Genomic DNA, 25,529 nt, shown 5'->3' with positions numbered 1-25,529 from the left:
GAGAGCACAGGCGACATCAAGGCGAAGCTTGGAGCCTCCGACTTTGATTCGGCTAAGCGCGTCGCGATCTTCCAGAGACGCGCCACGCTCTATGCGATTTGGATCATCCGGCTCGTCTCGGCCACTTGTAGCGTGTCGACGAATTCGACGATCTTGACCGGTTTGCCATCCTGGAAATGGATCTTGTCGACGAATTCCGTAGAGAAGGTTACGCCCGATGGGATGTGTCTGACCTCGCCTTCACGATGGGCAAAGACCATCTGCTCATCCTCATCCACATAGATGCCGGTCGTCCTGACCTTGGATAGATCCCATGCCGCGATAAGCTGCGTTATCGTTTGGCGAAAGTCATGCCCGCTCGATTCGGTCGTCAAAGGCGCCAGCCGTGCATTGCCGACCATGCGAAAGGTACAACCCTCGCCGAACAGCGCAAGCGTACCCTCGATGTCGCCACGACCACGCACAGAATAGATTTCCTCTACCAGCGTCTTCATGTCATTCTTTGCGGTCATTTTCAGGTCCTCCATTACCCAACGCTCTTGTTTTTTATGCATGTCGTCATCCCGGGCGACATGCTTGCAGTTTGCTCAACTATTTGTTGTTGCCAGCGAAGATAACACCAGGACGGAGAGGGCGTCGAGTACCCCGTCCGGATGACCCGAAAAGAAAAAGCCCCGCACGACGGCGGGGCCTTCACAAGTTTCAGAACTGAAAAGCGATTATTCGGCGCTTTCGTCAGCCGCCTTCTTCTTCGGTGCAGCCTTCTTCTTCGGTGCGGCTTCTTCGCCTTCACCGCCGTCGGCAGCTTCGGCCTTGGCGGCAGCCTTCTTCTTCGGCGCGGCCTTCTTGGTCTCGGCCTTCGTCTCGCCTTCCTCCTCGGCGAGCAGTTCTTCCTTCGTCACCTTCTTGTCGGTGACGTCGATTTCGGTCAGCAGGTGATCGATGACCTTCTCTTCGAAGATCGGCGCGCGGATCGAAGCGGCGGCACCCGGCTGGCTGCGGAAGAATTCGAGGATCTGCTTTTCCTGGCCGGGATACTGGCGCAGCTGATCGTAGATCGCGCGCTGCATCTCGTCTTCGGTGACTTCGACGCCGGCCTTTTCGCCGATTTCGGAGAGAACGAGGCCGAGGCGGACGCGACGCTCGGCGAGCGTCTTGTATTCCTCACGCGCCTTCTCTTCGGTCGTGTCTTCGTCCTCGAAGGTCTTGCCTGACTGAGCGAGATCGTTGTTCACCTGGCTCCAGATGCCGTTGTACTCGGCATCGACGAGCGAAGCCGGGGTCTCGAACTTGTACATCTCGTCGAGCTGGTCGAGGATCTGACGCTTCAGCTTCTGGCGGGTCAGCGAGCCGTACTGCGATTCGATCTGGCCACGGACGATTTCCTTCAGGCGATCGGCGGATTCGATGCCAAGCTTGGAGGCGAGTTCGTCGTTGATTTCGACGGCGCCGGGGGCTGCGACGTCCTTGACCGTGATGTCGAAGGTCGCTTCCTTGCCGGCAAGGTTCTTGGCCGGATAGTCGGCCGGGAAGGTCACGGTGATGGTCTTGTCTTCGCCAGCCTTGACGCCGACGAGCTGGTCTTCGAAGCCCGGGATGAAGCGGCCGGAGCCGATCACCAGTTCGGCGCCCTGATCGGTGCCGCCTTCGAAGGCCTCACCGTCGACCTTGCCGACATAATCCATGGTGATGCGGTCGCCGTTGGCAGCCTTGCCGGTCTTGCTCTCGTAGGAACGGGCGCTTTCGGCGACCTTCAGAACCTGTTCGTTGACTTCCTCATCCGAGATGTCGATGACTTCGCGCGTAACCTTGATGCCCTTGACGGACTTCAGCTCGATAGGCGGCAGCACTTCATAGGAGAGCGTGAATTCGAAATCCTGCTGGGCGGAAAGGATTTTGTCGGCCTCGTCCTTGTCCTCAGTCATGGCGATTTCCGGCTGGGTGGCCGACTTTTCGCCGCGGCTGGACAGAATGGCGGCCGGCTGTTCGCGGACGATCTCGTTGACGAGGTCGGCCATGATCGACTTGCCGTAAACCTTCTTCAGGTGAGCAGCGGGAACCTTGCCCGGACGGAAGCCGTTGATGCGGACCTTGTCCTTTACGTCGGCAAGACGCTCATTCATCTTGTCTTCCATGTCCTTGGCCGGGATAACGACCTTGATTTCGCGCTTCAGCCCTTCAGCGAGCGTTTCGATAACCTGCATGTCTTCCTACCTTCATGTCGTGGCGGCCGTGCCCAGACGCCGTTCGTTTCTATGAGCACGACGCCGGCAGCGTGCCGCGCGTGGCTTTTCCCAATTCCTGCATCATTCCACCCAAGGGGGAACGGCACTCGCTTCCCGGGTATCGGGGATAACTAACTTCTTAGTCTCCCCCTGCAAACAGCCTGGTGCGGGTAGAGAGACTTGAACTCCCACGCCTTGCGGCACCAGAACCTAAATCTGGCGTGTCTACCAATTTCACCATACCCGCGTTCACAGAACCGCATGCCTATGCCTGCGCATGAGGCCTTCCGGAGCGCGGCGTCTCTATATCACCCGATTTGGTCGAGGCAAAGGAAAAATGAACGTCCAATGACGGGCTGTTCAAGGCCCGAAAACCGCGCTGCCCCGAAGGCGCCGGAGATCAGAAAAGCGGTTCGTCGTAAACCGCCTTGCCGTCGACGATCAGGCTGCGAATCTGCGCGCTTCCATCCGGCGAGACCCTCACCGCTATGGCGACGTTGCCATCGTTGCGGGCCTCCTCGATCGGTTTGCCCTGACCTTCCGGAACATAATAGCGCTCGATGCCGTATTCGACCCGCATGCTGTCGCCCGCGGCCAGCCCGCCGCTGTAGAAAGGCTTGCTGCGCAGGATCACCGTCTCCGGCTGCGGCGGCAGCGCCTGGAAAGACGATTCGCTCACCGTCCAGAAACCGTCCGCCTGCTTCCTCAACCGGACCCACAGCGTGCGTTCGCCGGGTTCTGCGGGAACGCCACCGGAGATCGTCTGTACCGGCACGGTGGAAATGTCGTAATTCAAGACGACATAATCACCGCGCAGGAAATCGCGAGGATCGACCGGGGCGGTCTTCAGCAGGACCTCAGCGCCGCTGCTGAGGATCGACGCACGGCTCTGAATGATCGTGCCGAGGATTAAAGTCTGCAAGCCGGCGACGATGATCGCCGAAATAAGATATCCTTTGCCGGACTGCAGCCTAGCCATCAACGAGCTCATGCGCGCGCCTCCCGCGAAAAGCGCCGTTCGAGACGGATGACGATCCAGGCGACGAGCGCCACTACGAGACCGGAGAACAGGAAGAGGCTCGACGTGCCGAGGATCGAGCCGACGGTAACGGAGGCGAGATAGAGCATCTCCGCGGCAAAGGTCGTGTAGGCGAGATAACGCACCGCGCCATTATCCCTGCCGTGCAGGGCAATAGCCAGCACGGCGGCAGCGAGCGTCGCCACCCCGAGCACCACCAGCCGCCAGCCTTGTTCAATCTCGATATGCAGCAGCAGCAAGCCGACTACGGCGACGAGAAAGCTGTAGAAGGCCGGCGCTGCGCCGGCACTCCTGACGAGCGAAGCGATGCGGGGGTGCGGCAACGCCGTCAGCGCGAACACCGCCATTCCGCCGATCGCGAAGGCGAGCGCCACCGCAATCTCCTCATAAAGAGCGTAGAGCCAGGCGAGCCAGCCGATCAGCAGCAGATAAGCGAGATGACGGGCGCGCTCGGCACCGGTGTAACGCACCAGAGCGACTGTGATCACCGCCATGACCGGCGCCATCCAGGGATCAAATCCGATCCAATGCGTGTCGTTGCTCTCGAGATAGACGGCAAAGGACGCCCAGGAGAGAAAGCCTGCGACGACGACGACCGCGCCCGAACGGAACAGGATCGCCGAGATCGTCGCAATCGCGAACCAGAGATACATCACCGTCTGCTCGTCGCCGGAGAGATGATACATCTGCCCGACCAGCGAAATCGCGCCACCGAAGCTCATCGCGCCGATGACCAGCAGCCCGCTTGCTGCTGCTGTCGCACCCCGGGCAAACATGGAGGCGGCTGCAATGTGCACAGCCCAAATCAGGGCGAGAATGGCGCCGACGCGGACGAGCCGCGGAATGGCCTCCCAGTTGGACGCGACGACCAGCAGGACGGCGGCGGCAAGCAACACCGCCGCCAGCGCCATCAACACCCGGCCTAGGCTAAAGCTTGCCGGGCGGCTGTCATATTCGGCGAGAAGCTTGGCCGCCGCTTCCTCTCCAATCAGACCCTTGCCCACCCAGAGCGAGAGATCCCGCTCCAATCTGCCGCGATACATGCCTCATCCCTCATTTCCGTGACGCACGCCGGCGCTACGGCTTCCATCGTTATAGCCGCAGCGGGCGGCTTCGCAAACGCCCGCCCGGCGACAAACATGCAAATTCCTCACTGGTCTAATTTGGGTCAGATATTAACCGGCCGGTAACGTCGGAACTGCTAATATGAGTGCATGAAGGAAAGGTATGCGGTTTTCGCATACCCCTCATGTATTTATTGCACTGCAAAATATCAATTAGTCATACTATTTGTCGATTCAACCAAGCACGGGGATGGCGCCCCGGCCCGGTTTCCCCGGAAGCCCGCGGATGTTTTGTTCGTGACGAGATTTGCAGCCGCGCACTCCTCCTCCCAAGCGCGTTGCGATAGACTGGCAACACTCCTCCTCCCAGTTGCCAGTCAATATAATGCGCCCGCCGGATCCTCCCCCGGCGGGCGTTTTATTTTGACGACAACACAGCCTGTAATTCAACCACTTATCGGCATTCGCATTACAGCTGGCGGCAAAGCTTGGCACTAGAAGCTCCGCCTCATGAACTGATGGGACCGCATCGCGAGCCCATTGCTTTGCCACCGGCATTGGGATGAATGAACAGCTTGGCGCCTCAGCGCAAAACGCGGTCGGGCCGATCGCGAGAGGGGCAGCTTTGCTTCATCGCAAGACCGAGCGAGCGGGAGAACAGGCAGAATTCTCCAGGGATTATTTTGCCTATTCGTTGACCAGACTGCGGTAAGATTGTGTAAAGCATTGCACAGATCGCATGGGTGACTTGAAAACTTGGCTGTTTTCGTTCTTCGCGTCGCAACATATATTCCAGCCATCAAATAGAGCTCAGCGCCGATCGGTGGCTGCTGGCAGATCAAACCCTCGGAAAGGGGCCCAACATGAACATCACTCGCTCTTTCAACAACTGGCGCAAGTATCGTCAGACGGTCACGGAACTCGGCCGCATGACCAACCGCGAATTGCATGACCTCGGCATCGACCGTTCGGACATTCACCGCGTTGCCCGCGAGGCTTCTTCTCGCTAATTCAAGTCGATCGCTGCTTCCTCCCGAGCAGATCCGCCAATGATTGAAACGCCCGCTGCACCGCAGCGGGCGTTTTCATTTGCACGCAATCCGCCGCCGCTCCGGTTGCGACCTTCCCAGCTCTTTCGCCCGCTTAAAAATTATTCACCGCTCAAATTGAGAGCATCATCGTGCACAATTGCATGGCAGACGCCTTTTATTTGCACTGCACAATGCGACCGATATCGCCTATATAAACATCAACCGCAGAGAGACAGGCGATCCCGCCGTCCCGCGGACGTTTGTTCGAGGAAGAAGACAATGAACCCGATCCGCATCGCAAAAAGCTGGCTCAGCTATCGTCGTACACTCAATGAACTCGGCAGCCTGTCGAACCAGACCCTGTCCGATATCGGCGTCAGCCGCTACGACATCCGCAACATCGCATCCCGGTCTTTCCGCTAATCGCGGTTCTGGCAACGGGCACGATGTTTCAAGACGGCGCCATCATCGGCGCCGTTTTTGATTCCGGGGTGTTGGATCGCACCTGCCGACATGATATCAGCCCGGAATGAACACGATCTCTTCCTACTCCCCTATCCACGTCGTCGGCGGCGGGCTTGCCGGTTCGGAAGCCGCGTGGCAGATCGCCAGTGTGGGCGTTCCCGTCATCCTGCATGAGATGCGCGGCGTGCGCGGCACGGATGCGCACAAGACCGACGATCTCGCCGAACTCGTCTGCTCCAATTCCTTCCGTTCCGACGATGCGACAAGCAATGCCGTCGGCGTCATCCATGCGGAAATGCGCATGGCGGGCTCGCTGATCATGGCCGCTGCCGACCGCCATCAGGTACCGGCCGGCGGCGCGCTCGCCGTCGATCGCGACGGCTTTTCGGATGCCGTGACCCGCGCCATCCACGACCACCCGCTCATCACCATCGTGCGCGAAGAGGTCACCGGCCTGCCGCCAAGCGACTGGGATCTTGCCATCGTCGCCACCGGACCGCTGACAGCGCCGTCGCTCGCCAGCGCCATCCAGGCGGAGACCGGTGAGGATTCGCTCGCCTTTTTCGACGCCATCGCTCCGATCGTCTACCGAGAGAGCATCGACATGGATATCTGCTGGTATCAGTCGCGCTACGACAAGGTCGGCCCCGGCGGCACCGGCAAGGATTACATCAACTGCCCGATGGACGAAGCGCAATACAACGCCTTCGTCGACGCGTTGATCGCAGGCGACACGGTCGGCTTCAAGGAATGGGAAGGCACCCCCTATTTCGACGGCTGCCTGCCGATCGAGGTCATGGCCGAACGCGGCCGCGAGACGCTGCGCCACGGGCCGATGAAGCCGATGGGGCTGACAAATGCGCATAACCCCAGCGTCAAGGCCTATGCGGTCGTGCAGCTACGTCAGGACAACGCGCTCGGCACCCTCTACAACATGGTCGGTTTCCAGACGAAATTGAAATATGGCGCGCAGGCGGAAATCTTCCGGATGATTCCCGGTCTTCAAAACGCGGATTTTGCCCGACTCGGCGGCCTGCACCGCAACACCTACATCAATTCCCCCACTCTGCTCGACCCGTCGCTGACGCTGAAATCACGGCCGGGCCTGCGTTTTGCGGGCCAGATCACCGGCTGCGAGGGATATGTGGAAAGCGCCAGCGTGGGTCTGATGGCCGGGCGTTTCGCCGCTGCCGAACGCAAGGGCGAGGCGATCTCGCTGCCGCCGGCGACGACGGCGCTCGGTTCGCTGCTCGGTCATATCACCGGCGGGCACATTGTGACCGACGAGGAGCCGGGCAAGCGATCGTTCCAGCCGATGAACATCAATTTCGGGCTGTTTCCGGAGCTCGAGCCCGGCTCGATCGTCAAGCCCGAGGGCCTCAAGCGCTTTCGCGGCAAGGACAAAACGATCATGAAACGGCAGTTGATTGCACGTCGCGCGCTTGCAGACTGCGCCGCCTGGCTCGGTCAGACACCGACCTTTGCCGAAAGTGCCTAAGCAGCTGTTCTACTGCTTGTTGGCCGCGGAAATACTGTCGGATGGCAGATCCTTATCCGGCTCGGCGATGTAATTGCCGAGCAGCCAGAGCGCAACTTCGGAAGCCTCCTTCGGCGAAGCAAACTCGAATCTGCCATTGTGGCTGGGCGCATCGAGAAATTCGATCGCCAACCCCCTGCCCGTCTCGGTGCTTACGGCACGCACGCGGCCGGGCTCGATCAGATGGCAAGAGAAATGGCGTGCCATGTTGCGCATGAGGCCGGCCTTGTTGTCGTGCAGGCGCACGAAGATCGCCTGACCGTTTTCCGTCGCCTGCAGCTGGCGGATCGCCTCGTTGGGAAAGGCGCGGCCGAACTCGATGATGGCCAGACCGGTGTCGTGCAGACTGTCCTCCTTGTTTTGCGCGGCCATGCGTGTGGCCACGAAAGCAAAGAAGATGACGATGGCGAAAAGGACGCACCAGACGATAATGCCCACGCCGAATCTCCGTTCAAAGCATAGTGGTAAGGACCTTGTAGTGCGCGAGACTTGCGCGAATTTGACCGATATCAGATTTTTCGGCGGCCCGCTGCCAGCGCCATTCTGAGCTGGCGGCGCCATTGCGGCGATTGCAGCGGCCGGTCGAACAGGAGAACACCCCGCCTCTGCGCCTTGAGCAGCACCGGTTCGGCCAGCGTTGCGGGCAGGAAGGCCGGGAACACGGCTGGTGCAATCGCCCCTGCCCCTCTCGCCTTTGCCAGATGCTCAAGGCCGAGGCCGGCGAAGGCCTCGATGGCGGCCGAGATGCGCGGCCGGTCTTCGCCGGCGAGGAAGGCGTCGCGATCGAGGCCGGTGGCCGCAAGGATCTGCAGCGGAATATAGATCTGGCCGCGGCGGCGATGCAGCGGCATCAGCAGCAACAGCCCGGCAATCGCCTGTGCGACGCCGGCATAGCCGGCGGCATCCGCCGAGCGCGGGGCGGCCTCCGGCGAAAGCACGAGGCTTGCCAGCTGGATCAGCGCGGAGGCCGTTTCTCCGGCATAACCTTCGAGCGAGACCCGCGTCTCCATTGGATCGTCGTAGAGGTCGAAGGTGCGGGCGTCGATCATATTGAGCAGCGTCCTGCGCGGCAGGCGATGGGTTTCGATCGCGGTCAGAAGTGCGGCGGCGACGGGATTGGCGGCCGTCGAGCCATGCGCGCTGCCTTCTAGCAGGTCACGCCAGTATTGCATGCGCACTTCGCCAGGCAGCGGCTCGTGCACAAGGTCGCGGATGCGGGCAAGCTCCGCATTGAACGCGTAAAGGGCCGCTAGCGCGCCGCGTTTCTCCTCCGGCGACAGAAGACAGGCGAGATATCGGTCGCGATCATTGTCGCGCAGCATCGCCAGGCAGACGTCCTGGTTGGTCGCTATCTTCGCATCAGCCATCGTCAGACCGCAATCAACGCCGCCGCGACGGCGCGCTGCTCCGACAGCATGATGTTGAAGGTGCGTACCGCGGCACCCGTGCTCATCGGATCGGAAGAAATGCCCCGCGCCTTCAGCGCCTGTTTCAATTCGTCGGGCAGACGGCGAAGCTCGGTTCCGGTGCCGACGAGCAGAACCTCGATATCATCAGCCTCATCAAGCACACGGCGGAAATTTTCAGGCGACAGCGGCTTCGACATGTCCATGTCCCAGCCGTAAATGCCGGAGGGCAGGCAAAGGATCGAGCCGCGATGCGACATGTCGGCAAAACGGAAACCGCCATTGCCGTAGGTGTCGATCGGAGCCCGGCCGGGAAAATGCGCCGCGCGGATTTCTATGCCTTTTGCCATGTTTTCAAACCACCGTGCCGGATTTTCGACCAGCATCTGTCTTGTTGCTCTCTTCTCCGTCGGAAGCCTCCGGCCGCAGCCGGAAGACGATCAACACGGGAGCAGCGATATAGATCGAAGAGAAAGTGCCGAGAGCTACTCCGAAGAGCATCGTAAAGGAGAAGGAGCGGATGACGTCGCCGCCGAACAGATAGAGCGCCAGCAAGGCGAGCAATGTCGTCGCCGCCGTCAGGACGGTGCGCGACAATGTCTGGTTGATCGAGGCATCGATCAGGATCGGCAGCGGCATCTTCCTGTATCGTTCAAGATTCTCGCGCATGCGGTCATAGACGACGACCGTGTCGTTCAGGGAATAACCGACGATGGTCAGCACGGCGGCGATGCTCGTCAGGTTGAACTCGATGCCGGTCAGCACGAAGAGACCGAGCATGATGATGACGTCGTGCAGTGTGGCAATGATGGCGCCGACGGCGGACTGCCATTCGAAACGGATCCAGATATAGATCAGGATCGCCGCGAGTGCGGCTGCGACACCGAGCGTAGCCATCATCGTCAATTCGCCCGAGATGGCGGGCCCGACGACCTCGACGCGGCGGAAATCGTAATCGGCCTCGAGTTCGCCGCGCACCAGCGTCGCCGCCGATTGCTCGGCATTCTCGCCGCCGCCCTGGGACGCGATGCGGATCCGCGCATTCGAAAGGCCGCCCGTACGCTCGACGCTGACCTCGCCAAGATTGAAATCGTCGAGGCGTGATTTGAGATCAGCGATGTCGGCATTGCCCTGTTTCGCCGTCACCTCGATGAGCGAGCCGCCGGTGAAATCGATGCCGAGCTGCAGGCCAACGGTGGCAAAGGCCGCCATCGCGGTCAGCGAGATCACTGCCGACGCCGTGAAGACATAACGGCGGATTCCCATGAAACGCACATTGGCGTGCTCGAAAAGATGCGCGAGAACGCTCTTCGGCAGATGCCTGGGATGGCGCGCTTTCAGCCAGGCGTCGACGATCGAGTGCGTCAGCGTGAAAGCCGTGATGACAGTCGTCAGAATGCCGACCGCCAGCGTCACCGCGAACCCGCGAATGGACTCGCTGCCGAGAAACAGGAGAATGATGGCGGCGATGAAGATCGTGACATTCGCGTCGACGATCGTTGCGAAGGCGCGCGAGAAGCCGCGGCCGACGGCCTGCGCAAAGGAGGAACTGGCTCTTTCCTCTTCGCGGATGCGCTCATAGATCAGCACGTTGGAATCGACCGCCATGCCGACGATAAGCACGATGCCGGCAATACCGGGCAAAGTCAGCGTGGCGCCGGCAAGGCTGAGCGCAGCGACGATGAAGATCAGATTGACGAAGAGCGAGACGACGGCGATGGCGCCGAGAATACGGTAGAGCGCGATCATCAGCGCTGCGACCAGCACGACGGCGACGAGACCGGCAACCAGGCCGGAGAAGATGGAGTCGGCGCCGAAGCTCGGGCTGACGCTGCGCTCCTCGACGCTCGTCAGCGTCGCCGGCATGGCGCCGGCGCGCAGCATCACCGCAAGGTCGCGAACGCCATCCTCGGAGAAATTCGCCGAAATCCGGCCCTCGCCGCCGATGATCGCCGCATCGATGACCGGCGCAGACATCACCTGATCGTCAAAGACGATGGCAAGGTGCCTGCCGATATTTTGCGCTGTCGCCTGCGCCAGCCGCTGAGTACCCTCCGCATCGAGGCGATAGTCAATCGAGGTATCCTGCGTCTGCGGATCGACGACAGGCTCGATATCGATCATGTTGCTGCCGGTGACGAATGCCGTGCGGTCGACGAGATACGGAACAGGCGGATCGTCGAGCGAATAGAGCACCTCCGAGCTGGCCGGCCAGCGGCCGTTCAGCGCCTCCTGTCCCGACATGCTTTCGTCGAGCAGATGAAAGGAAAGCTTTGCCGGCTGGTTCAGAATATTCTTCAGCCGCTCCGCATCGACGGATCCCAGCACCTGCACGACGATCCGGTCGTCGCCATCGGGGCGAACCTGAAAGTCTTCATAGCCGAAGCCGGCGATGCGGCGGCCAACGATGTCGAGCGACCGGCTGCGGGCCGAGGCGATGTCGGCGGTGATGCCGGCATCGGATATCTGCAGTGAGAGCTGCCCTTCCTCGCCCTGTCGAAGCGCAAGGCCAGGCCCTGAATGTTCGTCACCGTTCGTCAGAGGCTTCAGGAGATCGACTGCCTTTTTCGCCTCAGCCGGATCGGTAATCCGGACAGTGACTGTCTGGCCGTTGCCGGTCAGGCCGGTATAGCGGATGCCGGCACCTCGCAGCGCCTTGCGCACATTCGCGACGGTCTCTTCCAAGCGGTCTTTGACGATATCGGAACGCTCGACCTTCAGAACGATATGGGAACCGCCCTGCAGGTCGAGACCGAGTGTCACGCGGTCGTTTTGCCACCATGTCGGCAGAGACGAGCGCTGCGCCTCGCTCAGGAGATTGGGCGCAGCAACGACGACGGCCGCAAACGCAACCAGCCAAATCAGAAGTGTTTTCAAGCGGGAAAAATGCAACATTCTCTCGACGATCTTCCGATCCGGCGGTTCCGCCGTTATCGCTTGTTACGCCGCGTCGGCCTTGACGGGCTCACCCTTGACGCGAACGTCCGAAATGCCGCTGCGGACGATGCGCACGCGAACACCTTCGGCAATCTCGACCTCGACTTCCTTATCATCGACGACCTTCGTCACCTTGCCGACAAGACCGCCGCCGGTCACGATCTGATCGCCACGGCGGATCGCCTTGAGAGTTTCCTCACGCTTCTTGGCCTGCGCGCGCTGCGGCCGGATCAGCAGGAAATACCAGACGACCATCAGCGGCACGAACAGGATGATCATTTCGAAACCGGAACCGCCGAATCCTGTTGCGGTATCGGTCGCAGTCTGGGCGAATGCCGGGGTGATGAACATGCTAAACTCCTCAGGCTTCTGTGGCGGAACTCCGCCTGCTTTTCAGGTTGCCGGACTATAGTTGCCGCTTGGATGAATGCAACAGAAACAGCCGGGAACAGTACCGATTTCGCTGCCTCATAACCTTTCCGCCGGCAAAACGCCATGGTAGGCGGCATCGAAAGATCAAAGCGGCTTGGCGCAGCGAGAAATCAGGAGGCCCATGATGACCGAGGAAATCAACACCGCCCTGCTTGCCGAACTAAAAAGGCTCGCTGACGCCGTGCAGCGTCTGGCCGGGCCGGCACCTGCCGCCAACGATTGGAATGCGGCCGACTGTTTCGTCTGGGCACCGTTGCGTCAGTATCTGCAGCCGGTGAAGAAGCCGAACCGGGTGGCGCTGAAGCTCATCCGCGGCGTCGACCATGTGCGCGATATCCTGCATGAGAATACGGTGCGGTTTGCCGAGGGTTATGCCGCCAACAACGTGCTCCTCTGGGGCGCGCGCGGCATGGGCAAATCCTCGCTTGTTAAGGCCGTGCATGAGGATGTCCGGCGGGAAAGCGGCGCGCCGCTGAAGCTGGTTGAAGTGCATCGGGAGGATATTGCCAGCCTGCCCAACCTGCTCGACCTCCTGAAAGACACGCCGTACCGTGTGATCGTCTTCTGCGACGACCTTTCCTTCGATCACGACGACACCGCCTACAAGTCGCTGAAGGCGGCACTCGATGGCGGCGTCGAAGGGCGACCCGACAATGTGCTCTTCTACGCCACGTCAAATCGGCGCCATCTTCTGCCGCGTCACATGATGGAAAACGAGCAGTCGACGGCGATCAATCCATCGGAGGCTGTCGAGGAAAAGGTCTCGCTGTCCGACCGCTTCGGTCTTTGGCTCGGCTTTCACAAATGCAGCCAGGAAGACTATCTCGGCATGATCGACGGCTATGCCGATCACTTCAAGCTCGGACTCGACCGTGACAAAATGCATGCCGAGGCGCTGGAATGGGCAACGACGCGCGGCGCGCGCTCCGGCCGCGTCGCTTGGCAATATATCCAGGATCTGGCCGGACGCACACGCGTTCATATCGACCGGACGTAGGCGCCTCTCGAAACGGAATCGACGCGACGAGATCTTAAAATGACAAAAGCCCGGCTGGTGGCCGGGCTTTTGCGCTCCTGGTACGCTATACCTATTCCAGGAAAGTCATCGGGTTGACCGGTGAGGCGTCCTTGCGCACCTCGAAATGGACCTGCGGCTGCTTGACATCGCCGCTCATGCCGGAGACGGCGACGGTCTGACCGCGCTGAATCTTCTGACCGCGAGTGACACTCAGCGTGTCGGCGTTGCCGTAGACGGTGACGGTGCCGTCGTCGTGACGGACGAGAACCGTGTTGCCGAGCTCCTTCAGGCCGTTGCCTGCGTAAATGACGACGCCGTTTTCCGCGGCCTTGATCGGCGTGCCCTGCGGCACCGAGATATCGATGCCGTCATTGCGGTTGCCGTTGACGTTGGCGCCATAGGCGGCAATCACCTGGCCGCGGACCGGCCAGCGATACTTGCCGATGCCGGTCGATTCCGGCGCGTCGGAGCTGACGTCGGACTTCTTCTCGACATCGTCAACGGTCTGCGTGGCGACCGGCGCCTTGTAGGGCGCAGGCTGAACGGACGCGGTCTGTTGAGCGGGCGCCGGATCAGCCGGCTTCGAATCGACCTTCTCAGCCGGGATCGAGGCGGTCTTGACAGTGTCGGCACCGCCGTTCGGGAGCTTCAGGGCCTGTCCGACGCGCAGCGAATTCGCCGAAAGATTGTTGGCGGCCTTGAGATCGTCGATGTTGGTGCCGGTGGCCTTCGCGATCTTCGCCAGAGAATCGCCCTGCTTCACGACATAGCTGCCGGCCGGCGTCTTCGGGTCCTTGCCGGCGCCAACCGGAACCTTGCCGGTGGGATCGGCGCTCGCCACGGCCTTGTCCCGCGCGGAATTGGCGCCGGGGACGACAGCGACCTTCTGTTCCGGCGCCTTGGCCGGGTCGGGCATATTGCCGGGCTTGGAAAGATCGGTCGCTTGCGAGGCCGCCTTGGCGGCATTGCCGCCGTTGAAAGTCGGGATCAGAATTGCCTGGCCAGGCTTGGCGGCCGAGGCCATTTTCAGATTGTTGACGCGCAGGATTTCCTTTTCCGGAACGCCAAAGCGCCGCGATAACGTCGCAATGCTCTCACCCGGACGCAGCGTGACAGAAGGCGCGTTGGTCGCGGACCAGCCGGAAACCTTCGGCGTCGTGCCCGTCGTCAAAGAATCGGGCGTCGGCTTCGGGGCAGCCGGCGCTACGAGCCGCGGTTTTTCAGGCTGCGTTGAAGCCGGGAAAGGCTGGGCAAGCGCAACTTCCCTTTCCCGCTGGCGAGAGGGCGCGACAGCCGTCGGAGCAGCGAGTTCGGAACGCTGTATCGACACCGGCGAGGAAGCCATGCGTGCGCTCGACGTGCGCACCGGCTCGTAACCCTGGCGCGCCGGATAGGGCTGATTCAGCGTATTGTTGCCACCGTAACCCGACTGGGTGGCGACGGCGGAACCGCCGAGATCGGCGCGCGGCACCGGATCACCTTGCTGACCGCCGCGCGGAATGGAACTGGTGGTGATCTGATCCTGCCCTGAGGAGGAAAACAGGCCGCCGAACCGTGTCACATCGGAACTGCAGCCCGTTGCGGTACTCGCCAGCAGGCCCACAACCAGGAGATTACCGGCCGACTTACCGAACTTCGGCGAAAGACTGAAACGCATTGACTCGACCCACTGAGAACGCAACCATTTGTGAGTCTATTAAAACGCGTTAGTATTACCACGTGGTTAAGACGCTGGAATCAGTGCGATATTTTTGAGAAGTTGATAACCATAGCTTACGGGTGAAAAATCGCAGTGTCTGGAAGGTGATGCCGAAAACTGCGCGGGCTTTCGGACGCCGCCTCTACAGCAGCGAGGCAAGACGCGGAACGATCGGCAGATAGGGCGCTTCGAACAGTTCCTCGCGTTCGAAACGGCTGCCGGTTTTCGTCAGCCGCACCATGCGACACTCATTCTCCGAAATCATCAGCGGCGCAATCATCGAACCACCGGAAACGAGTTGGTCGGTATAAAAGCGCGGCATGGCATTGAATGCGGCGGTGACCAGGATACGGTCGAAAGTGCCCTCTCCCTGCATGCCGGCGCTGCCGTCGGCGTGGCGGATGACGACGTTGCGCAAACCAAGCGATTCCATGCGCCGCTGTGCGGCCGTCGTCAGCGTCTTGTAGCGGTCGATCGACAGAACACGCTCGGCCAGACGGCCCATGACAGCGGCGGTGAAGCCGCTGCCGGTGCCGACTTCCAGGACGCGCTGCCCCGGTTTGAGCTTCAGGTGATGCAGGATGCGGACGACAAAATCGATGCCTTCAAGGAAGGAGCCACATTCGATCGGTATCGTCCGGCTCGAATAGGCGTCGTCGGAAAATTGCGGCGGCACGAATAGCGAGCGCTGCGTCTGCTCGACCGCCGTCAGCAGATCGAGATCGGATATGCCTTCGGCGCGCAGTCTGAGGACAAGCGCCGCGAAGCCCTCCTTCTCCGCCAGTCTTGCCGTCAAACTTGTGCTCCGTATCCCAGGGCCCGCGCCACGCGGTCCGTCACGGAATAATCGGTCAGATCCAGTTTCAAAGGCGTTACCGAAATCTTATTATGCTTCAAGGCGTGAATATCGGTACCTTCGATGAAGGCACCGGCACGTTCGCCGAACTTCAGCCAGTAATAGGGAAAACCCCGGCCATCGGAGCGAGCCTCGACCTGCAGGTTGAAGGCAAGCTTGCCCTGCATGGTGACCTCGGCGCCATCGACCTCGTCGGGACGGCAGTTCGGGAAGTTGAGATTGAGGAACGTGCCCTCCGGCAGGTCGAGCACCATCAGCTTTTCCAGAAGAGCCGGCGCATGCGCTTCGCAGACCTCCCAAGGCACGATGCGCGCGCCGTTCTCGTAAAGGTAAGCTTGGCTCAGCGCAAAGGAGCGCACGCCCTGCATCGTGCCTTCGATGGCGCCCGCGATCGTGCCGGAATAGGTCACGTCGTCTGCTACGTTCGAACCCGAATTGACGCCGGAGAGAACGAGATCAGGCTTGATGTCCATCACCTGCCGGATGCCCATGATGACGCAATCCGTCGGCGTGCCGCGCAAGGCGAAATGCTTGTCGGAAATCTTGCGCAGCCGCAACGGCTCGGAAAGGCTCAGCGAATGGGCCAGGCCGCTCTGGTCGGTCTCGGGCGCCACGATCCAGACGTCGTCGGACAGTGTGCGGGCGATCCGCTCCAGCGCAGCAAGGCCTTCGGCATGGATGCCATCGTCATTCGTGAGCAGGATGCGCATCGCCTCAGGCCGCCCGTTCGATCTTGGTCATTCCGCCCATATAGGGCAGCAAAACGCCCGGAATCGTGACGGAGCCGTCTTCGTTCAGATAATTTTCAAGGACGGCGATCAGGCAGCGGCCGACGGCAGTGCCGGATCCGTTCAGCGTGTGAACGAACTTGTTGCTCTTCTCGTCCTTGCCGCGGTAGCGCGCGTTCATGCGCCGGGCCTGGAAATCGCCGCAGACCGAGCAGGAGGAGATCTCGCGGAAAGTGTTCTGCCCCGGCAGCCAGACTTCGAGATCGTAGGTCTTGCGCGAGCCGAAGCCCATGTCGCCGGTGCAAAGCGTCACCGTGCGGAAATGCAGACCGAGGCGCTTCAGCACCTCCTCCGCACAGGCGGTCATCCTTTCATGCTCGGCAATGGAGCTCTCGGCATCGGTGATCGAAACGAGCTCGCATTTCCAGAACTGGTGCTGGCGCAGCATGCCGCGCGTGTCGCGGCCGGCCGAGCCCGCTTCCGAGCGGAAGGACGGGGTCAAGGCGGTGAAGCGCAGCGGCAGCTTTTCCTGGTCGAGGATTTCCTCGCGCACCAGATTGGTCAGCGTCACCTCAGCCGTCGGAATGAGGTAGCGACCGTCCGTCGTCTTGAACAGATCCTCTTCGAACTTCGGCAGGCTGCCGGTGCCGAACACCGCTTCGGCGCGCACCATCAGCGGCGAGCTGACTTCGGTATAGCCGTGCTCGCTGGTGTGAAGGTCGATCATGAACTGGCCGAGCGCCCGTTCAAGTCTCGCGAGCGGCCCGGTCAGAACCGTGAAGCGCGAACCGGAGAGCTTGGCAGCACGGTCGAAATCCATATAGCCGAGCGCCTCGCCGATTTCGAAATGCTCCTTCGGCGTGTGGTTCCAACGCGGCTTTTCGCCAACGATGCGGCTGACGACATTGTCGTGCTCGTCCTTGCCGACAGGAACGTCGTCGAAGGGCACGTTCGGGATGCGCGAGAGAGCGTCGTTGAGTTCGGCCGTCAGCTGACGGTCCTCTTCCTCGATCGCCGGCAGCAAGTTCTTCAGTTCGGCGACCTCGGCCTTCAGCTTCTCGGCAAGCTCGCCGTTCTTCTGGGCCATCGCTGCGCCGATCTCCTTGGATGCGGCGTTGCGGCGGGACAGCAGATCCTGCGTCTTTTGCACGGCGGAGCGGCGCTTTTCATCGAGGGCCACGAGACTTTGGGCCAGAGGCTCCGCGCCGCGCTTGGCAAGAGCGGCATCGAGCGCTTCGGGATTCTCACGGATCCATTTGATATCGAGCATCGTCGTTCCAGGTCGTTGCAACAGAAATGACCGGCCAAAGCCTGACCGGGCCTCGACCGGATGAGACGGCGTCATAAAAGGATTTCCGGATCGCCTCAGACGCTGTCGGTCTTGGCAACGTCCGCGGATCCGCTTTCCTTTTCGAGCGCCTGCCGGGCACGCTGGCGCTCCACGAGTCGCGCCGCATAGATGGAAATCTCGTAGAGAAGGATCGTTGGTAGCGCAAGACCGATCTGGGACATCGGATCCGGCGGCGTCAGCACGGCGGCGACGACGAAGGCGAGCACGATGGCGAACTTGCGCTTTTCGGCGAGCCATTGCGACGTCAGCAGACCGACGCGGGCAAGCAGAGTCGTGATGACGGGTAGTTGGAAGACGAGGCCGAAGGAGAAGACCAGCGTCATGATGAGGCTCAGATATTCCGAGACCTTCGGCATCAGCGAGATCGCCACCTCGTCATGACCCGGCGCCTGCTGCATCGACAGGAAGAACCACATGACCATCGGCGTAAAGAAGAAATAGACGAGCGCAGCCCCCATCAGGAACAGGACCGGCGACGCGATAAGGAACGGCAGGAAGGCCTGGCGCTCGTTCTTGTAGAGGCCGGGTGCCACGAACTTATAGACTTGGGCGGCAATGATGGGGAAAGCGACCACCAGGCCGCCGAACATCGCCACCTTGACCTGGGTAAAGAAGAACTCCTGGGGCGCCGTATAAATCAGCTGGGCCTTCTCGACGTCGAGATGCGCCCACTCCACAGCCGTCTTGTAGGGAATGACCAGGTAGTTGAAGAGATGCTTGGCAAAGAAGAAGCATGCGATGAAAGCCACGAAAAACGCGCCGATCGACCAGATCAGCCGTGTGCGCAGCTCCATCAGGTGCTCGATCAGCGGCTGCGGCTTGTCTTCGATATCACCGCTCATGCCTCGTCCTTCTTCTTCGTCTGCGTCGGCTTCTTCGACGTTGCAGGCTTCCTGACCGCCGCGGCCCGCTTCGGCTTTTCCACAGGTACGGCAACGACTTCGGCGGCATCGACCTTGTCGGCGGCCTTGACGCGTGGCTTGCGCACGGCCTTCGGCTTGCCGGCAACCGTATCGGCCTGGGCAGTCGCTGCTGCGACGGGCTCGGGCTGCGCAGGCGCCGGCACCAGGGGCGGCGTTTCCGGCAGGCTCATCGTCGGCGTCGGGGCCGAGACGGCAGCCGGCGGCACTTCGGTCTTATTTTCCGGAGCCACAGTCGTCTTCTGCAAGTCGGCCTTGATCTCGTTGCCCATCTGGCGAAGCGGGTTCATCGCCTCGCGCAGGCTATTAACCGGGTTGAGCTTCTGGGCGTCGCTGATCGTCTGGCGGACATCGTCAAGCTCGGCTTCGCGCAACGCTTCGTCGAATTGCGCCCGAAACTCACCCGCAACCTTGCGGGCGCGCTGCGTCATCTTGCCGAAAGCGCGCAGCATCGGCGGCAAATCCTTCGGACCGACAACGACGATCAGCACGACCGCGATGACCAAAAGCTCGGTCCAGCCAATATCGAACATGCAAGGCTCCTGGACGGGAAGCGCGGGGGCTGCGCTTTTTCCCGGACTTGATTACTTCGTTTCGTCGGCCTTGTGATCGACGGTCTTTGCCGTTTCCGGCGCGTCTTCGTCCGTCATGCCCTTCTTGAAGCTTTTGATCCCCTTGGCAACATCGCCCATCAGTTCCGGAATCTTGCCGCGACCGAACAACAACAGCACGATGACCAGAACGATCAGCCAGTGCCACATGCTAAGAGAACCCATCACTCTAACTCCCTGTTTCGATGTTCCCACGATGTAAGGATTTCTGACACCGTTTCCAACATTAAGCCCTTTGAACTGCGCTTAATGTCACGGTATCGCCCTTTATGACAAGCCACTGACCCATCGAAAAATCGTGAGCACCATTGTTTTCGTCTTGCATGGCAAAAGCAAGAGGAAGTCCTTCAATCTTCGGAGGTAGAACGGGGGGCGAGCAACCCGAGTTCTTCGAGATCCATCTGGGTGATCGGATCTTCGTCCTCGGTCAATTCGTCGTTCATCGACGGCGACGGAATATTGAAATTCGCCGGGATACGGCCCGACAACAGGCCCGCCCCCTTCAATTCTTCGAGACCGGGCAGATCGCGCAGTTCCTCGAGGCCGAAATGGTCGAGGAAATCGCGCGTCGTACCCAATGTCACCGGCCGGCCCGGTGTGCGCCGGCGGCCGCGAAACCGCACCCAGCCGGCTTCCATCAGCACGTCGAGCGTGCCGCGCGAGGTTTGAACGCCGCGGATATCCTCGATCTCGGCGCGCGTCACCGGCTGGTGATAGGCGATGATCGCCAGCACTTCCAGCGCGGCGCGCGAAAGCTTCTTCACCTCGTTGTCGTCACGGCGGATGACGAAGGAGAGATCGGCGGCGGTGCGGAAGGCCCAGGCGCCTTCGACCTGGACCAGATTGACGCCCCGTGGCGCATATTGCTCCTTCAGGCGCAGCATGATCGCGCGCACGTCGGCGCCCCTCGGCAGGCGCTCGGCCAGGAAAACTTCGGAAACGGGCTGCGAGGAGGCGAAGACCAGCGCCTCGGCGGTGCGCTCGGCCTCGATCTCGGCCCGCAAGTCGCGGCCTTCCCCCTCGTCGCTCCTGGGATCGATCAAGCCGGCCGCTCCTGTTCCACCACCTGCAGCGTAGCGTGCTTGGGACCGCGACGCATGAAAATCGGCTGAAAGGCGCCGTCCTGGCGGATTTCGAGCTTGCCCTCGCGCACCAGCTCTAGCGAGGCGGCAAAGGCGCTGGCGATCGCCGTGACGCGTTCCTCAGGCCCTGCGAGATAACGCAGCAGATAATGTTCCATCGCCGTCCAGTCGCCGACCTCGCCGATTATCTGGGTCAGCAGCTCGCGGGCATCGGTCAGCGACCAGACATTACGCCTCTCGATCGTCACCTGGGTGACGGCATGGCGCTGACGCAGCGCCGCATAGGCGGTCAGGAGATCGTAGAGGCTTGCCGCATAAGCGGATTGCTGCCGGTCGGGAATATGCTCGGGTGCACCGCGGGCGAAGATATCGCGGCCGAGGCGGTTGCGGTTGACGAGGCCATCCGCCGCCTGACGCATGGCCTCGAGACGCTTCAGGCGGAAAGCAAGGCTTGCCGCCATTTCTTCGCCCGAGGGACCGTCATCCTTGACCTGCTGGGGAATGAGCAGCCGCGATTTGAGATAGGCAAGCCAGGCCGCCATGACGAGATAGTCGGCGGCAAGCTCGATGCGGATGCGCCGGGCGCTTTCGACGAACTGCAGATATTGCTCGGCGAGCGCCAACACGGAAATTCGCGACAGGTCGACCTTCTGGTTGCGGGCGAGGTAGAGCAGCAGGTCGAGCGGGCCTTCGAATCCGGCGACGTCGATCACCAGCGCCGGCTCGTGGCTGGCGCGCTCGGCGCCGTTCTCCTGCCACAGCTTGTCCATCGGCGTTGCCGCCTGCGGACGTTCCGAGCCCTTGACCGTGCTGACCACCCTGCTCTCCTACGATCACACCGACACAAACATCGCCTCGAATTCCGCCCTCAATTCCGCCTCATCGGCACCATCCGGCGCGGCAAAGCCTGCTTCTACCGCTTTTGCGCGGGCAAGCGAAAGACCGGCGAGCGGCGGAACATTTGCCACGACCTCCCGCATCTCGTCCATATGGCCATTGCAATGCAGCACGATATCGCATCCGCCTGCAATGATATTCGCCGCCCGTTCGCCGATCGTGCCGGAAAGCGCATTCATCGAGCTATCGTCGGAAAGCAGCAGACCGTCAAAGCCGATATGCTGACGGATGACGCCGTCGATCACCTTGCGCGAGGTCGTCGCCGGATTGTCCGGATCGATCGATGTGAAGACGAGATGGCAGGTCATTGCCATCAGCTCGTCCTTCATCGCGATGAAGGGTGGGAAATCACGGGCCTCCAGCTCATCGCGCGAGACCGTGACGACAGGCAGCTCCAGATGTGAATCGGCAAAGCCGCGACCGTGGCCGGGCATATGTTTCATGACAGGCAGCAGGCCGCCGGCCTTCAGCCCCTCGCCAGCCACCCGTCCCATGGCGATGACGGTTTCGGGATCGCCGCCATAGGCGCGGTCGCCGATGACGTTGCTGCTGCCTTCGACCGGCACGTCGAGAACCGGCAGGCAATCGACATTGATGCCGAGCTTCGAAAGGTCGAAGGCATGCAGGCGCGACATCAGCCAAGCGGCGCGCAGCCCGAGCGCCGGATCGCGGCGATAGACATCGCCGAGCGCCTGGCCTGCAGGATAACGTGGCAGAACCGGCGGACGGATGCGCTGGACGCGACCGCCCTCCTGATCGATCAGCACCGGCGCATGCCAGCCGACGCTGTCGCGCAGTTCGGCGACAAGATCAGTGATCTGCGCTGCTTCGGAGATATTGCGCCCGAAGAGGATGAAGCCCCAGGGCCGTTCGTCCCGGTAAAAGGCTTTTTCTTCGGATGTGAGGGCAAGGCCGCTGCAGCCAAGGATCATCGCTTTTGATTCGGTCATGGACGAATCATAGACGGCGGCGGGCCAAATGCGAGTAACTGCGGGCGCGATGCACAAAAAAGAGCGGCGGGCCGATCCGGCTCGCCGCTCCCTATTTGATAACCCGATGTTACTTGGAAATCAGGCAGCTTCCGCCGGCTGCGCGATACTGTTCGCAAAGGGCTGCTGCCTCATCCTTCGAGCCGACCGGGATGCGGACACGGTAGAAAGTGCCCTTGCCGGCGATATCGGCCCTGCGGATCTCATGGGCGCGGCCAGCAAGCACGCCGGCGAATTTCTTCGACAGGTTTGCGTAAGATTTATTGGCCTCGTCTTCCGACGGCAGCGAAGCGATCTGGAGGCCGTAGCCGCCGGCGGAACCGGCTTGCTGCGGCTGGGCGGCGGCCGGCGTTGCCGAGGCGACCTGCGTCGGCTTCGGCTGCTGCGCGGGGGTGCGGACATTGCCCTTATCGGTAACCGTGCCAACGACGTTGACAGGCTGATCGGCCGGACGGGCGATCGGAACCGGGGCCGTATCGGCGATCGTTGCCGTCTTGACCGGCCGTACCGGCGCATCGACCGGTGCGGGATTTGCCGCCTGCTCATCGGCAGTTGCGGCAGGCGACGGCTGCGTCGGCGCGGTTTGAACTGGTGCTGCAGAACGCGCATCGACGGAAGCAATCTCGGCGCTTGCCGGGAAGCTCGCAGCCGTTCCGGCCACCGGCGGCGCGATCGGGGCCGATGGCGCAGACGGGGCGGACTGCGCCGTTACTGGCGGCTGGCCAGACGGCATCGGCTGAGCAGGCGCGGCCGGCTGGTCGACCGGCGCGGACTCCTCGCGGGCGACCAGCGTGCCGTCAGGCTTGACGATCATCGTGCGGACCTTGCGCGGCGAAACGGATGGCGTCTTGTCGGCGTCGCTGGCGGAAGCGTCGTCGGCGTTGGCGTGGTTCGGCAACAGACGCGGATCCTCCGTCTCACCAACCGCGGTCGGCGTGACCCGATCGTCAGCGCCGGCGTTCTCGTCATCCTCCGGCAATGCCTCCGGCGTCAAGGTGCGCTGGACAACATCGACCGGGGCCTCGTCCGAGGAGACGAGCGCCTTCTGCTTCGGCTCCTCGGCAGAACCCGCAACGCGGTCGTAGACGGCCTTATCCTGGTTCGGAACCGTCTTGCCACCGGGATTTTCCGGAACGACCTTGATGGGCTCCTTGTCGGCCGTGATCACACGCGGCTCGCCGGACGCGACAATGCCGAGCCCTTCGCCGTTCCAGACGGAGGAATAGACGCCATAACCGACGCCAGCGAAGACCACCAGCATGACGGCGCCGGCCAGCAGCCGGCGCATCGACCGAGCGCGGCTGAAATCAGCGGCCTGGCTTGCCGACTCGATGTGGACCTCGGAGGTTTCCCGGCGCTCGACCGGCTCGCGCACGCTGCGGCGGAAATCTTCCTCCAGCGCCCGTTCGAAATCGTCGAGACCGTCGGCAATGGTCGGCTTGACCGGCGTTGCCGCAGCGGCAGCCATATTACGGGCGGACGCCGCCGTTTCGCGCGGTTTGGCCGGCTCGAAAAAGCTCGCGATCTCTGCATCGAGATCGAAATCGAAATCCGCGGTTTTCGCGACCGGAGCGGGCTGCTCGACCGGCGGCAGCGTCGGCACATGCATATCGTCCACCGTCTCGGGACGATCCTCCGGATCGGAGATCATCGCCGGATCGAAGGGCAGATCTTCGGTCGATTCAGCGGCGGACGCCTCTCCGGCAGGTGCCCAGTTGAAAACCGGAGCCGGAGCTGGGACCGGCTGCTCGGAAACCAGGGCCGACGCGGGCTGCGCCGGGACAGCGGCCTGCGGGTACTCAGGCGTTGCCTGCTCCGGCGCGGCGGGCGCCGGCTGTGCCTTTGGCTGCGGCGCAGGCTCGGCTGCTTCGGAAAAATCGAGATCGGCAAGTTCCAGCTCGATACCGGCGAGGTCCAGTTCGAAATCGTGGCCCGCGAAGGGATCATCGGCTTCCGGCGCGGGCTGCGGCGCCGGTGAATAGGCCGTTGAGACAGGTTGGGACGCGACAGGTCTTGCGGCTTCGCCAGCAAAGGCAGGCGCCATTTCGATCGGAGCTGAGAGGACCGGTAGGGGCGCGATCGCCTCGGGCTGAACCGGTGCGGCAGCGACCGGGTCGACTTCGACGGGAGCGGGCTCCGGCGAAGCCGGCGCCAGATTAGCGCGCTGCAATACCGGGCGGGGCACGGGATAGCGCGAGACGTCGGCCAGCAGGTCGTCGACATCGAAGGTGCCGGCGATATGCGGAACTTCCTGTCCGACCTCAGTCAGCGCGGCATCGGCCTGGATCTCGCCCTCGATGGCGGCCGCGAGATCGAAACCAGCATCGGAGCCGAACTCTTCCAGATCATCCTCGACTTCAACGAATTCCTCGGCTCCAGCAGTTTCTTGCGACGCAATTGCCTCATCGTGGCGATCGAGCTCAGCGGGAAAGCCGAACGACGGCGCCGCGGATTCGAACTCCTCCAGAGGTTCGACAGCGGCGGCGGGCGCCGGCTGCTCGATCACGGGCTCCGGCTCCGCCGAGGCAAGATCGGCAACGACTGCTTCAGCCACCGGTTCAGCGACTGGTTCAGCCGCAGGCGCAGCAACTGCTTCGGCGGCCGGCTCAACCGCTGCCACCGGCTCCTCACGTTTGGGGGCGTGGAAATTGGCGAGCGGCAACCTGATGCTGGCGGCCGACCATTGCGGGGTTTTGGCGGGCTGCGCCAGCGAAGAGATCGGCGCCGCACCGATCGACAGTTCGAGTTCCTCGATCAGGTCGCGGGCGCCGCCGAAAGCGGTATGGACCGACACCTCGGAAACAGGATCTGCGGACAGCTGCGGCTGACCGGCCGCCGGGTCGGCAGCGGCTACGTCCCAGTTTCTTGCCGGAGGTCGGGCAGCTTCTTCTGCGGCGACGGGACCAACGGAGACGGGCTCCGGAACATCCACGCTTACGGCAGCGGGAGAAGCATCGAGAACGGGCTCGACATAGTCTTCGGAAGTGATGCCATCGGAGATCGGCTCGGCCGGCCGATCGAGTTCGGCCAGCGGACGTGGTGAATCGTATCGATCGAATTCTCGCCCGAGCTCATCCTCCAGATCGAAGGCAGGTTCGCGCCGGGCGGCGTCGCTTACGGTATTCGCTGCAACACGCGGCTCGAAACCGACAATCCGGGCAAGTTCAGCCAACGGATCGTCGTCCGCAAACAGATCGTCTTTTCCGCGCGTATCATACGCAAATTGTTTCTCAGCCATGCCT

General features: G+C 61.9%; 24 protein-coding genes and 1 tRNA gene. 4 read left to right on the top strand and 21 right to left on the bottom strand.

Features of this window, described 5'->3' with window-relative positions:
• Positions 1-89: 89 nt before the first annotated feature.
• The 5 genes from HJB91_RS13285 to HJB91_RS13265 all read right to left on the bottom strand — a co-directional run bounded on the left by HJB91_RS13285 (position 90) and on the right by HJB91_RS13265 (position 4,307).
• Positions 90-512, bottom strand: a complete 423-nt coding sequence (locus HJB91_RS13285; RefSeq protein WP_210628112.1) for a nuclear transport factor 2 family protein — start codon at positions 510-512, stop codon at positions 90-92.
• A gap of 207 nt (positions 513-719) precedes the next feature.
• Positions 720-2,204 carry a trigger factor gene (gene tig / locus HJB91_RS13280; RefSeq protein WP_221146545.1) on the bottom strand — a complete coding sequence of 495 codons (1,485 nt, stop codon included), beginning with the start codon at positions 2,202-2,204 and terminating at the stop codon, positions 720-722.
• A gap of 183 nt (positions 2,205-2,387) precedes the next feature.
• Positions 2,388-2,472, bottom strand: a tRNA-Leu gene (locus HJB91_RS13275).
• 153 nt (positions 2,473-2,625) lie between these two features.
• Positions 2,626-3,216 carry a GDYXXLXY domain-containing protein gene (locus HJB91_RS13270; RefSeq protein WP_210628114.1) on the bottom strand — a complete coding sequence of 197 codons (591 nt, stop codon included), beginning with the start codon at positions 3,214-3,216 and terminating at the stop codon, positions 2,626-2,628.
• A complete protein-coding gene (locus HJB91_RS13265) occupies positions 3,213-4,307 on the bottom strand; it encodes a DUF2157 domain-containing protein (RefSeq protein WP_221146544.1) in 1,095 nt (364 codons plus the stop codon). The genes HJB91_RS13270 and HJB91_RS13265 overlap by 4 nt, the downstream gene beginning before the upstream one ends.
• An 884-nt stretch (positions 4,308-5,191) precedes the next feature.
• On the opposite strand from HJB91_RS13265, the gene HJB91_RS13260 reads away from it, so the two are divergent.
• From HJB91_RS13260 to trmFO, 3 genes are all read left to right on the top strand, one after another.
• Positions 5,192-5,338, top strand: coding sequence for a DUF1127 domain-containing protein (locus tag HJB91_RS13260; protein WP_004678838.1), 147 nt, complete (start codon positions 5,192-5,194; stop codon positions 5,336-5,338).
• A gap of 300 nt (positions 5,339-5,638) precedes the next feature.
• Positions 5,639-5,782: a DUF1127 domain-containing protein gene (locus HJB91_RS31245; RefSeq protein WP_004678841.1), complete on the top strand. Its 144-nt coding sequence runs from the start codon at positions 5,639-5,641 to the stop codon at positions 5,780-5,782.
• A gap of 106 nt (positions 5,783-5,888) precedes the next feature.
• Entirely contained in the window at positions 5,889-7,322 is a 1,434-nt protein-coding gene (gene trmFO, locus HJB91_RS13250; protein WP_210628116.1) for a methylenetetrahydrofolate--tRNA-(uracil(54)-C(5))-methyltransferase (FADH(2)-oxidizing) TrmFO, read from the top strand.
• A gap of 9 nt (positions 7,323-7,331) precedes the next feature.
• Here trmFO and HJB91_RS13245 read toward each other — a convergent pair whose 3' ends face one another.
• From HJB91_RS13245 to yajC, 5 genes are all read right to left on the bottom strand, one after another.
• Positions 7,332-7,799, bottom strand: a complete 468-nt coding sequence (locus HJB91_RS13245) for a hypothetical protein (RefSeq protein ID WP_210628117.1) — start codon at positions 7,797-7,799, stop codon at positions 7,332-7,334.
• A 71-nt stretch (positions 7,800-7,870) separates the two neighbouring features.
• Complete coding sequence (locus HJB91_RS13240; RefSeq protein ID WP_210628118.1) at positions 7,871-8,728, bottom strand: phytoene/squalene synthase family protein; 858 nt, start codon at positions 8,726-8,728, stop codon at positions 7,871-7,873.
• 2 nt (positions 8,729-8,730) lie between these two features.
• Positions 8,731-9,117 carry an Mth938-like domain-containing protein gene (locus HJB91_RS13235; protein WP_184452546.1) on the bottom strand — a complete coding sequence of 129 codons (387 nt, stop codon included), beginning with the start codon at positions 9,115-9,117 and terminating at the stop codon, positions 8,731-8,733.
• 4 nt (positions 9,118-9,121) lie between these two features.
• Entirely contained in the window at positions 9,122-11,662 is a 2,541-nt protein-coding gene (secDF, locus tag HJB91_RS13230) for a protein translocase subunit SecDF (protein WP_221154937.1), read from the bottom strand.
• A gap of 45 nt (positions 11,663-11,707) precedes the next feature.
• Complete coding sequence (yajC, locus tag HJB91_RS13225; protein ID WP_064696006.1) at positions 11,708-12,055, bottom strand: preprotein translocase subunit YajC; 348 nt, start codon at positions 12,053-12,055, stop codon at positions 11,708-11,710.
• 205 nt (positions 12,056-12,260) lie between these two features.
• Between yajC and HJB91_RS13220 the strand changes: the two genes are divergently transcribed.
• A complete protein-coding gene (locus HJB91_RS13220) occupies positions 12,261-13,133 on the top strand; it encodes an ATP-binding protein (protein ID WP_210628121.1) in 873 nt (290 codons plus the stop codon).
• 91 nt (positions 13,134-13,224) lie between these two features.
• Here HJB91_RS13220 and HJB91_RS13215 read toward each other — a convergent pair whose 3' ends face one another.
• The 11 genes from HJB91_RS13215 to HJB91_RS13165 all read right to left on the bottom strand — a co-directional run bounded on the left by HJB91_RS13215 (position 13,225) and on the right by HJB91_RS13165 (position 25,525).
• Entirely contained in the window at positions 13,225-14,811 is a 1,587-nt protein-coding gene (locus HJB91_RS13215) for a peptidoglycan DD-metalloendopeptidase family protein (RefSeq protein WP_210628122.1), read from the bottom strand.
• Between the two features lie 184 nt (positions 14,812-14,995).
• On the bottom strand, positions 14,996-15,649 hold the full coding sequence (locus tag HJB91_RS13210) for a protein-L-isoaspartate(D-aspartate) O-methyltransferase (RefSeq protein ID WP_210628123.1): 654 nt from the start codon (positions 15,647-15,649) through the stop codon (positions 14,996-14,998).
• Complete coding sequence (surE, locus tag HJB91_RS13205) at positions 15,646-16,419, bottom strand: 5'/3'-nucleotidase SurE (protein ID WP_210628124.1); 774 nt, start codon at positions 16,417-16,419, stop codon at positions 15,646-15,648. The genes HJB91_RS13210 and surE overlap by 4 nt, the downstream gene beginning before the upstream one ends.
• A 4-nt stretch (positions 16,420-16,423) precedes the next feature.
• The gene (gene serS, locus HJB91_RS13200) at positions 16,424-17,707 is read right to left on the bottom strand and encodes a serine--tRNA ligase (protein WP_210628125.1); all 1,284 of its coding nucleotides are present in this window, start codon (positions 17,705-17,707) and stop codon (positions 16,424-16,426) included.
• A gap of 95 nt (positions 17,708-17,802) precedes the next feature.
• On the bottom strand, positions 17,803-18,630 hold the full coding sequence (gene tatC, locus HJB91_RS13195; RefSeq protein ID WP_210628126.1) for a twin-arginine translocase subunit TatC: 828 nt from the start codon (positions 18,628-18,630) through the stop codon (positions 17,803-17,805).
• Positions 18,627-19,241, bottom strand: a complete 615-nt coding sequence (gene tatB, locus HJB91_RS13190) for a Sec-independent protein translocase protein TatB (protein WP_210628127.1) — start codon at positions 19,239-19,241, stop codon at positions 18,627-18,629. Before tatB ends, tatC begins: the two co-directional genes overlap by 4 nt.
• Before the next feature lie 51 nt (positions 19,242-19,292).
• Complete coding sequence (locus HJB91_RS13185; protein WP_011425113.1) at positions 19,293-19,484, bottom strand: twin-arginine translocase TatA/TatE family subunit; 192 nt, start codon at positions 19,482-19,484, stop codon at positions 19,293-19,295.
• 182 nt (positions 19,485-19,666) lie between these two features.
• Positions 19,667-20,362: an SMC-Scp complex subunit ScpB gene (scpB, locus tag HJB91_RS13180; protein ID WP_210628128.1), complete on the bottom strand. Its 696-nt coding sequence runs from the start codon at positions 20,360-20,362 to the stop codon at positions 19,667-19,669.
• On the bottom strand, positions 20,359-21,171 hold the full coding sequence (locus HJB91_RS13175) for a ScpA family protein (protein ID WP_210631639.1): 813 nt from the start codon (positions 21,169-21,171) through the stop codon (positions 20,359-20,361). Before HJB91_RS13175 ends, scpB begins: the two co-directional genes overlap by 4 nt.
• Positions 21,172-21,234: 63 nt before the next feature.
• Positions 21,235-22,248 carry a beta-N-acetylhexosaminidase gene (nagZ, locus tag HJB91_RS13170; RefSeq protein WP_221154931.1) on the bottom strand — a complete coding sequence of 338 codons (1,014 nt, stop codon included), beginning with the start codon at positions 22,246-22,248 and terminating at the stop codon, positions 21,235-21,237.
• Between the two features lie 109 nt (positions 22,249-22,357).
• Positions 22,358-25,525, bottom strand: a complete 3,168-nt coding sequence (locus HJB91_RS13165; RefSeq protein ID WP_221154929.1) for an SPOR domain-containing protein — start codon at positions 25,523-25,525, stop codon at positions 22,358-22,360.
• Between the last annotated feature and the right edge of the window lie 4 nt (positions 25,526-25,529).

The organism is Rhizobium sp. NLR10b, assembly GCF_019685435.1.
Taxonomy (GTDB): Bacteria; Pseudomonadota; Alphaproteobacteria; order Rhizobiales; family Rhizobiaceae; genus Rhizobium.
The sequence above is the reverse complement of the archived record's forward strand: the minus strand, read 5'-3'. Positions and strand labels throughout refer to the sequence as shown.